This window comes from Kitasatospora sp. NPDC057512 (assembly GCF_042802135.1).
Classification (GTDB): Bacteria; Actinomycetota; Actinomycetes; order Streptomycetales; family Streptomycetaceae; genus Kitasatospora.
The window spans coordinates 1-10,711 of sequence record NZ_JBHVET010000246.1 but is presented as its reverse complement, the minus strand read 5'-3'; the positions used below and the strand labels follow the sequence as shown (position 1 = coordinate 10,711).

Below are 10,711 nucleotides of genomic sequence, written 5' to 3'. Positions count from 1 at the left end.
GGAACACCGGGGGCCGGAGCACCGGGCAGCCCGGCGAGGCCGGGCAGGCCGCCGGGCGGGGCCAGCATCGTCGGCGCGTGCTCCACCTGCGGACCACCGGCGGGCGGGGCGACCGGGGCACCCGGCAGGCCCATCAGCCCGGACGCGGCGTCCGGCGAGGCGAGCAGCGTGGGCGCCGGCTCGGCGGCCGGGGCGGGCGCCGGTACCGCTACCGGGGCCGGGGCCGGGGCCGGCGGGGCGAGGGGCGGCGCCGCGGCGGCCGGGGGCTGCGCCCCCTGCGGCTGGGCGGCGGGCGGCGGGACCGGGGGCATGCCGTAGCCGCCGCCCGTCGGCGGCATCAGCATGGTCGCGGCCTCGGCACCCGCCGGCGCGGCGGGCTCGGGCAGGTCCGAGCCGGTGGTCCGCAGCCCCTCGGACATCAGGACGGTCGCGGCCTCGCCCTCGACCGGCGGCCGGCCGGGCACCACAGGCGCGACGGGCACCACAGGCGCGACGGGCGCCGCGACCGGCGGCACCGGCGCGACGGCCGGCTCGTCGTGCCCGGCCGGCGGCGCGAGCATGGTCGGCGCGTCCCCGGCGGGCCGGTCGGAGACCGGCGGCTCGGTCAGCACGGCCGGCCCGGGCCGCGGCGCGGCGGCGGGCGGCTCCTCGACGGGCGCGGCAGCCGGAACCGGAGCAGCAGCGGGAGCGGCCGCGGGCCCAGCAGCACTCGCGGCCGGAGCCGTCCCGAGCCGCTCGGCCTCCGCCGCGATCGCCGCGGCCCCCGCCTCCTGGAGCCACTGCGGCGGGCTGAGCAGGAAGGAGGTCGCCTCCACCGGCCCGGGCGCGGGCTTCGCCGCACCGGCCGGGTTGGCCGCCACCGGCCGCCCGTAGACCTCCTCGTACTGCCGGACCACCTCGTTGACGGGCAGCGCGGGCCAGAGCGTGCTGGCGCCCGAGTCCCGGGCGATCACCAGCCGGGCCTCCCCCGAGCCGCCACCCGCACCGCCCGCACCGCCCGAGCCGTCGGCCGGGCCCGTGGGCGCCACCGCCCAGCAGACGAAGCCCAGGTCGAACTCCCGGACCCGCACCTCGCGCTGCTGCGAGCGCGGCACCCCGCCGTTGATCCACTCCTCGGCGAGCTCCTGCGCCTGCGCGTACGTCACCACGCCCGGTTCACCCCTGTCCGCATCCTCGTCGTCCCCCGTTCCACCGCGACCACCTCGACCACCTCGACCTCCGGGGCCACCTCGGCCACCTCGGCCACCGACACCACCGCGAGCACCGCGCCCACGCGCCTCAGCCGACCGGGACGGCCCGGGCGAACCCGCCGTCCACCATCAGCTCCGCGACCGTCTCCAGCTCCGGCGGGCTGCCGGCCAGCCGCAGCAGGAAGGCGTCGAAGTCCTCGCCGCAGGGCAGCAGCAGCCGGGCGCAGCGGTCCTCCGGCGCCTCCGGGCCACCGGCGTCGCGGGCGTCGTCGTACAGGTGGAACCAGACCGAGCCGGTCCGCTCGCCGCGCACCTTGAGCGCGACCAGGCCGCCCTGCGCGTAGGCGATGCCCAGGTAGTCCTTGGTGAGGTGGTCGCGCAGGCACTTGTTGGCGTACACGACGTCCTCGGTGCCGTACTCCTCGGTGAGCGTCAGGAACGGCTGGTCGAGCAGCAGTCCGAGCTCGGTGTCCAGCGCCACGCCGACCGGGGCGCGGCCGCCGCCCAGCTTGAGGAAGGTGCGGTAGGCGTCGGGCAGCCGGTAGCCGAGGCGCTCCTCGGCGCGCTGCACCAGGTCCTCGGGGACGCCGATCGGGTCGCCGCCGTCCCCGGCCAGCGAGAAGTGCACCGGCCGGCGCTCCTGCAGCGGGCGGGTGCCGCGGCGGGTGTGGTCGGCGGCCGAGGTGGCCAGGCCGCCGTGGTGCCGCAGCAGCGCCTTGACCTCGACCGGGACGAGCTCCATCCGCCGCCAGCCGGGGGCGGCCCGGCCGACCGCGTGGTGCCAGGTCCAGCCGGGCGGGGTGGCGACGGCGGTCGGGAGGTCGGCCCAGAGCGGGTGGCCCTGGGTGTAGAGCGCGGCGTTGGCCGAGACGTAGTCGGTCAGCCGCAGTTCGTCCACGCCGAAGCCCGCCGGCGGGTCGGCCACCTCGGCCGCGGCGGCGGCGTACGGACCGAAGTCCGGGAAGCCGTACTCGTCCACCCTGACCCCGGCGGGGTGCCGCTCCGCGCGGACCGGGTCCGGGAACTGCACCACCTGACCTGCGTACGCCGCGTTCGGTGCGGCGGCGACGCCGGGCCGACCTGTCGTCATCTGGGAGCCCCCACTGGCTGCTGCAAAATACGGTGCTTGCTGGGCACCAGCCTAGGGCCTGCCTTCAACCCCTGATCGGCCAGGCGGACGACGCGGCCCCCGGCGTCACAGCCGCCCGCCCAGCGCCCGCGCCAGCGCCTCGGCCACCCGCAGCTGCCGGGCCTCGGTGAGGTGCGGGTGCAACGGCAGGCTGAGCAGTTCGCGGGCGGCCCGCTCGGCGACCGGGAACGTCCCTTCCCGGTGGCCGAGGTGACGGAACGCGGGTTGCAGGTGGACCGGCACCGGGTAGTGCACCCCGGCGCCGATCCCGGCGGCGTGCAGCGCGGCCAGCACCGCGTCGCGGTCCCGACCGGGGCCGATCCGTACCGGGTACAGGTGCCGGACGTGCTCGTTGCCGGGCGCGGTACGGGGCAGGGCGAGTCCGTCCAGCCCGCCCAGCAGCGCGTCGTAGCGGGCGGCGGCGGCCCGGCGGGCGGCGTTCCAGGCGGGTAGCCGGCGCAGTTTGGCGCGCAGCACGACGGCCTGCAGCGCGTCCAGCCGGGAGTTGCAGCCGAACCGTTCGTGCCGGTACCGGTCGCGGGCGCCGTGGTCTCCGGTCAGCCGGACGGCGTCGGCCAGGGCGTCGTCGTCGGTGAGCACCGCCCCGGCGTCGCCGTAGGCGCCGAGGTTCTTGCCCGGGTAGAAGCTGGTGGCCGCGATCCGCCCGTACCAGGCGCGCCCGTGCTGCCGGGCGCCCTGGGACTGCGCCGCGTCCTCCACCACCGGGCGGCCGTCGGCCGCCGCCAGCAGCGGGCCCATCGGGGCGAGTTGCCCGAAGAGGTGGACGGGCAGCAGCGCGACCGCGCCGGGCAGCGCGGCGGCGGCCCGCTCCGGGTCCATCAGCAGGTACTCCGGGTCGGCGTCGACCAGCAGCGGGCGCAGCCCGGCCCGCAGCACCGCCTCGGCGGTGGCGACGAAGGTGTTGGCGGGCAGCACCACCCCGCCGCCGGGCGGCAGGTCCAGGGCGCGCAGGGCCAGTTCGAGCGCGTCGGTGCCGTTGGCGGCGCCCACGCAGTGCCGGATGCCGGCGAAGGCCGCGTACTCCCGCTCGAAGGCGGCCACTTCGGGGCCCTTGACGAAGGCTCCGGAGGCGAGCACCCGGTCGAAGCCGGCCCGCACCTCCTCCGCCACCTCGGCGTGCGCCGCCGCCAGATCGACCAGCGGGACGCCCTCCCCCGCCGCACCGCCGCCCTGCGCCGGAACGCCCACCCCCGCCGCACCGATCCCCGCACCGCTCCCCGGGCCGCTCACCGCACCGCTCCCCACGCCGTTCACCATCCCGCTCACCGCACCGTTCCCCGCACCGTTCGCCATCCCGCTCACCGCACCGTTCCCCGCACCGTTCGCCGTCCCGCTCACCGCGCCTCCGCCCCGGCCCGGACCGCCGCGCCCACCGGCACGGTGACCCCGCCGAGTTCGAGGCTGAGCGAGGCGGCCTCCAGCAGCTGCAGCACCCGCACCCCGGCCCGGCCGTCGGTGAGCGGGGCCCGGCCCTCGGCGATGGCGGCGGCGAACTCGGCCATCACGTTGCGCAGCGCCTCCTGCTCGACCAGCGCCGGCGCGACCATCTCGCCGACCCGGTAGGAGATCAGCGCCCGGTGCCGGATCTCGTCGGTGAGCTGGTCGGGCGGGGTGAGGTCGACCCCGCGGTCGTGCACCGCCAGCCGGGCCTGCGGGTTGAGGTCGTCCCAGACCAGGGTGCGCCGCGAGCCGCCGATCAGGGTGGTGCGGACCTTGGTCGGGGAGAGCCAGTTGACGTGGCAGTGCGCGAGCGCGCCGTTGCTGAGCCGGACCGTCAGGTACGCGACGCATGCGCGGCCGGCCCCGATCGGGTCGGCGCCCTGGGCGGACACCCCGACCGGTTCGATCCCGGGCGGCAGCACGAAGTCCAGGATCGACAGGTCGTGCGGGGCGAGGTCCCACAGCACGTCGACGTCCGGCTGCACCAGGCCGAGGTTGATCCGCACCGAGTCGAAGAACTGGACGTCCCCGATCTCCCCGCCGTGCACCAGCTCGCGGATCCGCCGCACCGCCGGGGTGTAGCAGAAGGTGTGGTCGCACATCAGCACCAGCCCGCGCCGCTCGGCCAGGTCGACCAGTTCCTCGGCCTCGGCGGCGGAGGTGGTGATCGGCTTCTCCACCAGGACGTGCTTGCCGGCCTCCAGCGCAGCCCGCACCAGCGCGTAGTGGGCGCCCGCCGGTGTGGCCACCGCGACCGCGCCGACCCGGTCGTCCGCCAGCACCCGCCGGTAGCTGGCGGTCGTCCCGACGGTGCTGTACTCCCCCAGCACCGCGCGGGCCTTGGCCTCGTCCAGGTCGCACAGCCAGTGCAGCCGCAGCGCCGGGGTGTGCTGCGCGTTGCGGACCAGCTTCGGGCCCCAGTAGCCGGCCCCGACCACGGCCAGCCCGACGGGGCGTTCGGGCACCGGCCGGGGCGGCTCGTCCGGTGCGGGTACGTGGCCGCCGGGTGCCTGGTTGGCGGCCTGCCAGTGGTCGTCCTGCGGTTCCGACGTCATCGCACGGGCCCCTTCGCTCAGCGCCGGGGCGGGCGGCAGGCCCTCCCCGGTGGCCTCAACGTCCGGCGCGGGCACGGGAGTCGGGCCCGCCCGGGCGGCTGCTCCGCGCGGTCGGCCGCGTCCCCCTTCGGCTCGCTGCCGGAACGGTACCGGCCGCGTACCGGCCTCCGGGGCCGTTTCGGTAAATCGGCGGACAAGTCGTGACGGACGCGTACGTGTTAGGCCGACACCGGGTGACCGCCGGGCCGGTCCGTCGCGCCACCGGCCGCCGCCGTACCCCGGTTGTGCGGTTGTCAGTGCCGTTTGACAGGCTTGCCCCTGAACAGGCTTGCCCCGGACCGGCCCGGTCACTCCGGCCGACACCGGGTTACCAGGAGGAGGACGACGGATGACCACCGGTGAGCCGGCGGGCCCGCCCGTGCTGCGCCACCACCGCGACAGCCTGCTGCCCGCCGTCGCCGCCGCGCTGTCGCTCAAGGGCGGCGAGGTGCACACCCTGGCGGGCGACAAGGACCCGCGCCGCCCGGTGCTGCACCACCTGGTCGCCGATTTCCTGGACGCCCTGCCGGCGGAGGCCCGCGAGCGGTTCACCGGCCGCTGCCCGGAGGCCGTCCTGCTCTCCCAGCACCTGGCCGCGGTCGACGGCCGGCGCTCCAAGCGCGCCGCCCGCAAGCCGATGACGCTGCACGAGGCCCGCAAGGCGCTCAAGGGCTCCCGGATGACGACCGTCCGCATCCGCGAGGAGGGGGATCCGGCGCACGGCAGCCACGCCCCGCCCTGCCGCTCCTGCGCCCCGATGCTGGAGCACTTCACCGTGCGCAGCGTCGCCGTCGGGCCGCCCGCGCACTGACCGCCCGCGCACCGACCGGCCGAGCCGCCGGCACGTCCCCCGTCCCCCAGCCCTGGAGCCCGCCCTGAACCCGCCCATCCCGCCCGCACCGGCCACCCTCTCCCCCGCCGGCGCCCGGACCCGCCCGCGCTTCCCCGCCGACGTCGCCGCCGAGCTCAAGGCGGCCGGCTGGCACCCCGGCCGCTGGCAGATCCGGCAGGCCGAGGAGTGGGCCGACACCCTGGTCGGGTACGGCGCGCCCACCGGCGTGACGCACGCGGTGTTCCCGGCGGCGGTGGAGGCCTGGGCCGAGTTCGGCGGCCTCGCCTTCGACCTGTCCGGCCCGGGCCGCCAGCTGGCCCGCACCCCGTTCCTGATCGACCCGCTGTGCGGCCTGCACCAGCCGCGCACCCTGCTCGACCTCGGCCGGGCGCTGGGCACCCGGCTGGCCCCGCTCGGCGAGGAGGCGTACGGGCAGGCGCTGCTGGCCGTCGACGAGGAGGGCCGGGTCTACAGCCTGGACCACGCCGGCGAGTGGTTCCTCGGGCACGGCATCGACCAGGCGGTCTCCGCCCTGGTCCTGGGCACGGCCCCGGAGCGGCTGCGGACCCCGGACGAGTACTGAGGCGTTCCGGCAGGCACCGGGCGGCACCGGGCCCGGCTCAGCGCAGCCGCTCGGCCCGCACCGCCAGCCGGGACGGCAGCACCGCCTCGATCCGGAACCCGCCGTCCGCCTCCGGCCCGGAGGAGAAGGTGCCGCCCAGCGCGATCACCCGTTCCCGCATCCCGACCAGCCCGTTGCCCCCGCTGGGCAGCTTCGCCGCGCCCCGCTCCCCGCCCGGGCAGGCGTTCACCACGGCCACCCGCACCCCGTTCGGCGCGTACGAGAGCAGGACGGACACCTGGGCGCCGCCCGCGTGCTTGTGCGCGTTGGTCAAGCCCTCCTGGACGACCCGGTAGGCGGTCTGCTCGGCCTCGCCGGTGAACTCCTGCCGACTGCCGCTGACCGTCAGGGTCACCGCCATCCCGGCCACCCGGGACTGGTCCACCAGCCGCGGCAGCCCGGCCAGCGAGTCCGGCTCCGGCTGCCGCTCGTCGTCCATCCGCAGCACCCCGAGGATCTCGCGCAGTTCGTTCAGCGCCTGCCGGCCGACCTCGCCCATCAGCTTGGCGCTCTGCGCCGCCTTGTCCGGGTCCTTGCCGACGATCCGCTCCAGCGCCCCGGCGTGCACCACCATCAGCGACACCCGGTGCGCCACCACGTCGTGCATCTCCCGGGCGATCCGGGTGCGCTCCTCCAGCCGGGCCCGGCGGGCGCGCTCCTGCGCCTGCTCGGCCAGCAGGTCCAGTTCGGTCTCCAGGCCGTGCGCGCGGTCCTTGAGCGACTCGATCAGCCGCCGCCGCGCGCCGACGTACAGTCCGGTCAGCACCGGGGCGACCGTCAGACCGACCGCCACCAGCAGCGACAGCAGGATCTGGCCCCACAGCGGCGGCGGGTCCACCGGCCCGTCCCCGGGCGTCATCAGCGACACCGCCATCACGGCGGCCGCCTCGGCGAAGGCCAGCGCGGACAGCGCGACCACCCGGCGGCGCCGCGAGGGCCACTCCCAGGTCGACGCCAGCGTGTACAGCGCCACCACCAGCAGCACCACGCCCAGCATTCCGGGCATCACCAGCAGCGTCACCAGCACCGGGACGGCCGGCCAGCGCCGGCGCACCACCAGGGAGCCGCCGGCCAATGTGCCGAGCACGGCTATCCCGACCGCTCCCGCGGTGCTGACGTGGATCCGGGCGGAGAGGAAGGCGAGCGTGCTGGCCGCGCACTCGACGGCGGCGAGCAACGCCAGCCCGATGTCCAGGAAAGCGCTGCGCGGCCGCTTCCACCACCAGAACGACCGGACCGGCACGCGCTCCCCAGGCGACTTGCTCATGCCCCACAGCGTAAGCGGCAACCCCCTCCCATCCCCACCGGGATCGCCCGGTACACCCCCCTAAGCCGTCAAGTGGTCCAGACCACAGGTGGTTTTCGGCAGCCCTGTCCGCCATCCGGCCACGTCGCGGACAGCACCCTCCCCGACACCTATGCTGGTCGCGTCGGACAGCGCGGTCCGCACGCGTCACACCCGCCACACGCGTGTGGACCTGTGACGATGAGCCGTTGCCGAACCCCACCACCACAGGGAGCCAGCCGTGACCGCTCCGGTCCCCACCCCGGCGGACAGCCCCACGCCCGTCGTCGCCGACCCCGACAACGCCGCCCTGCGTGCGGACATCCGCCGCCTCGGCGACCTGCTCGGCGAGACGCTGGTCCGCCAGGAGGGCCCCCAGCTGCTGGGCCTGGTCGAACAGGTCCGCCTGCTGAGCCGCACCGACGGCGAGGCCACCGCCGAACTCCTCTCCGACATCGACCTGGACACCGCCGCGAAGCTGGTCCGGGCCTTCTCCACCTACTTCCACCTCGCCAACGTCACCGAGCAGGTGCACCGCGGCCGCGAGTTCGCCACCCGCCGCGCCCGCGAGGGCTCGCTGCTCGCGCAGACCGCCGACCAGCTCGCCGAGGCCGACGCCAAGCACCTCCAGGACACCCTGGCCCACCTCGCCGTCCGCCCGGTCTTCACCGCGCACCCCACCGAGGCCGCCCGCCGCAGCGTCCTCAACAAGCTGCGCCGGATCGGCGAACTCCTCGACCGCATCCACCGCGACGAGGTCACCTCCGGCCTGGCCGCCGCCGACCAGGCCCGCACCAGCAGCGCCAAGCGCTCCGCCGACCGCCGCCTGGCCGAGGTCATCGACCTGCTCTGGCAGACCGACGAGCTGCGCATCGCCCGCCCCGAGCCCACCGACGAGGCCCGCAACGCCGTCTACTACCTGGACGAGCTCTACCGCGAGGCCGTCCCCGAGGTCCTGGAGGAGCTGCACGAGGAGCTCGCCCGGGTCGGCCTGAGCCTGCCCGACGGCGTGCGCCCGCTCACCTTCGGCACCTGGATCGGCGGCGACCGCGACGGCAACCCCAACGTCACCCCGCAGGTCACCTGGGACGTCCTCAACCTCCAGCACGAGTACGGCATCAAGGACGCGCTCGCCGCGATCGACGACCTGCGCAACACGCTCTCCACCTCCGAGCGGCTGGCCGGCGCCTCCGTCGAACTGCTCGCCTCGCTCAACACCGACCTGCACCTGCTCCCCGAACTCAGCCCGCGCTACAAGCGGATGAACGCCGAGGAGCCCTACCGCCTCAAGGCCACCTGCATCCGGCTCAAGCTGGAGAACACCCGCGAGCGGCTGGCCGGCGGCACCCCGCACGTCGAGGGCCGCGACTACCTCGGCACCCGCGAGCTGATCGCCGACCTGCGGCTGATCCAGGACTCGCTGCGCTCCCACCGCGGCGAGCTCATCGCCGACGGCCGCCTCGCCCGCGCCATCCGCACCGTCGAGGCCTTCGGCCTCCAGCTCGCCACCATGGACGTGCGCGAGCACGCCGAGGCCCACCACCACGCCCTCGGCCAGCTCTTCGACCGGCTCGGCGAGGAGGCCTGGCGCTACGCCGACATGCCCCGCGAGTACCGGCAGAAGCTGCTCGCCAAGGAGCTCCGCTCGCGCCGCCCGCTCGCCCCCACCCCGGCCCCGCTGGACGAGGCCGGCACCAAGACCCTCGGCGTCTTCAACACCGTCCGCCAGGGCTTCGAGCGCTTCGGCGACGAGATCGTCGAGAGCTACATCATCTCGATGTGCCAGGGCGCCGACGACGTCTTCGCCGCCACCGTGCTGGCCCGCGAGGCCGGCCTGATCGACCTGCACGCCGGCATCGCCAAGATCGGCATCGTGCCGCTACTGGAGACCACCGACGAGCTCCAGCAGGCCGACCGCATCCTCGACGAGATGCTCTCCGACCCGTCCTACCGCCTGCTCGTCTCGCTGCGCGGCGACGTCCAGGAGGTCATGCTCGGCTACTCCGACTCCTCCAAGTTCGGCGGCATCACCACCTCCCAGTGGGAGATCCACCGCGCCCAGCGCCGGCTGCGCGACGTCGCCCACCGGTACGGCATCCGGCTGCGCCTGTTCCACGGCCGCGGCGGCACCGTCGGCCGCGGCGGCGGCCCCTCGCACGAGGCCATCCTGGCCCAGCCCTGGGGCACCCTGGAGGGCGAGATCAAGGTCACCGAGCAGGGCGAGGTCATCTCCGACAAGTACCTGCTCCCCTCGCTGGCCCGGGAGAACCTGGAGCTGACCCTCTCCGCCACGCTCTCCGCCTCCGCGCTGCACACCGCCCCGCGCCAGGCCCCCGAGTCGCTGGCCCGCTGGGACGCCGCGATGGACCGGGTCTCCGAGGCCGCCCACACCTCCTACCGCGCCCTGGTCGAGCAGGAGGACCTGCCGAAGTACTTCTTCGCCTCCACCCCGGTCGACCAGCTCGCCTCGCTGCACCTGGGCTCCCGCCCGTCCCGCCGCCCCGACTCCGGCGCCGGCCTGGACGGCCTGCGGGCGATCCCGTGGGTGTTCGGCTGGACCCAGTCCCGGCAGATCGTCCCCGGCTGGTACGGCGTCGGCTCCGGCCTCGCCGCCGCCCGCGCGGCCGGCCTCGGCGACGTGCTGGACGAGATGTACGGCGAGTGGCACTTCTTCCGCAACTTCCTGTCCAACGTCGCGATGACGCTGGCCAAGACCGACCTGCGGATCGCCCGCCACTACGTCGAGCAGCTGGTGCCCGGCGAGCTGCACCACGTCTTCGACCAGATCAAGGCCGAGCACGCGCTCACCCTGCGCGAGGTGCTCCGGCTCACCGGCGAGAGCGAACTGCTGGAGCACAACCCGGTGTTGAAGCAGACCTTCGCCGTCCGCGACGCCTACCTCGACCCGATCTCCTACCTCCAGGTCGCGCTGCTGCGCCGCCAGCGCGAGGAGCTCTCGGCCGGGCGCCAGGACGACCCGCTGCGCGCCCGCGCGCTGCTGCTGACCGTCAACGGCATCGCCGCCGGCCTGCGCAACACCGGCTGACGGCCACCCCTAGAACGGCCGAGGGCCGGTGTCCCGTCGGGGACACCGGCCC

At 75.8% G+C, this 10,711-nt stretch carries 8 protein-coding genes and 1 pseudogene; 3 read left to right on the top strand and 6 right to left on the bottom strand.

Going from position 1 to position 10,711, the window contains the following annotated elements; translation table 11 throughout:
- The 5 genes and pseudogenes from ACFU6K_RS17940 to ACFU6K_RS17920 form a co-directional block, all read right to left on the bottom strand.
- Positions 1 to 1,148: pseudogene (locus ACFU6K_RS17940) on the bottom strand (hypothetical protein); the annotation flags it as partial.
- Positions 1,142 to 1,273 carry a hypothetical protein gene (locus ACFU6K_RS17935; RefSeq protein ID WP_380664061.1) on the bottom strand — a complete coding sequence of 44 codons (132 nt, stop codon included), beginning with the start codon at positions 1,271 to 1,273 and terminating at the stop codon, positions 1,142 to 1,144. The gene ACFU6K_RS17935 and the pseudogene ACFU6K_RS17940, both read right to left, overlap by 7 nt.
- Before the next feature lie 5 nt (positions 1,274 to 1,278).
- Positions 1,279 to 2,280: an SMI1/KNR4 family protein gene (locus ACFU6K_RS17930; RefSeq protein WP_380664059.1), complete on the bottom strand. Its 1,002-nt coding sequence runs from the start codon at positions 2,278 to 2,280 to the stop codon at positions 1,279 to 1,281.
- A gap of 105 nt (positions 2,281 to 2,385) precedes the next feature.
- Positions 2,386 to 3,597, bottom strand: a complete 1,212-nt coding sequence (locus ACFU6K_RS17925) for a DegT/DnrJ/EryC1/StrS family aminotransferase (protein ID WP_380664065.1) — start codon at positions 3,595 to 3,597, stop codon at positions 2,386 to 2,388.
- A gap of 77 nt (positions 3,598 to 3,674) precedes the next feature.
- Positions 3,675 to 4,835 carry a Gfo/Idh/MocA family protein gene (locus ACFU6K_RS17920; protein WP_380664057.1) on the bottom strand — a complete coding sequence of 387 codons (1,161 nt, stop codon included), beginning with the start codon at positions 4,833 to 4,835 and terminating at the stop codon, positions 3,675 to 3,677.
- Between the two features lie 388 nt (positions 4,836 to 5,223).
- Here ACFU6K_RS17920 and ACFU6K_RS17915 point away from each other — a divergent pair, with 388 nt between their 5' ends.
- On the top strand, positions 5,224 to 5,685 hold the full coding sequence (locus ACFU6K_RS17915) for a YwqJ-related putative deaminase (protein WP_380664055.1): 462 nt from the start codon (positions 5,224 to 5,226) through the stop codon (positions 5,683 to 5,685).
- A gap of 76 nt (positions 5,686 to 5,761) precedes the next feature.
- Complete coding sequence (locus ACFU6K_RS17910) at positions 5,762 to 6,289, top strand: SUKH-3 domain-containing protein (RefSeq protein ID WP_380664063.1); 528 nt, start codon at positions 5,762 to 5,764, stop codon at positions 6,287 to 6,289.
- A 37-nt stretch (positions 6,290 to 6,326) separates the two neighbouring features.
- Here the strand turns inward: ACFU6K_RS17910 and ACFU6K_RS17905 are convergent, their stop codons facing one another.
- Positions 6,327 to 7,595, bottom strand: coding sequence for a sensor histidine kinase (locus ACFU6K_RS17905; protein WP_380664053.1), 1,269 nt, complete (start codon positions 7,593 to 7,595; stop codon positions 6,327 to 6,329).
- Between the two features lie 259 nt (positions 7,596 to 7,854).
- Here ACFU6K_RS17905 and ppc point away from each other — a divergent pair, with 259 nt between their 5' ends.
- Entirely contained in the window at positions 7,855 to 10,659 is a 2,805-nt protein-coding gene (gene ppc, locus ACFU6K_RS17900) for a phosphoenolpyruvate carboxylase (RefSeq protein ID WP_380664051.1), read from the top strand.
- Positions 10,660 to 10,711: the final 52 nt, after the last annotated feature.

Bases quoted from the DNA above. Each gene is read 5' to 3' on its own strand.
- ACFU6K_RS17930 (WP_380664059.1), bottom strand. From the start codon at position 2,280: ATGACGACAGGTCGGCCCGGCGTCGCCGCCGCACCGAACGCGGCGTAC.
- ACFU6K_RS17925 (WP_380664065.1), bottom strand. From the start codon at position 3,597: ATGGTGAACGGCGTGGGGAGCGGTGCGGTGAGCGGCCCGGGGAGCGGT.
- ACFU6K_RS17920 (WP_380664057.1), bottom strand. From the start codon at position 4,835: ATGACGTCGGAACCGCAGGACGACCACTGGCAGGCCGCCAACCAGGCA.
- ACFU6K_RS17915 (WP_380664055.1), top strand. From the start codon at position 5,224: ATGACCACCGGTGAGCCGGCGGGCCCGCCCGTGCTGCGCCACCACCGC.
- ACFU6K_RS17905 (WP_380664053.1), bottom strand. From the start codon at position 7,595: ATGAGCAAGTCGCCTGGGGAGCGCGTGCCGGTCCGGTCGTTCTGGTGG.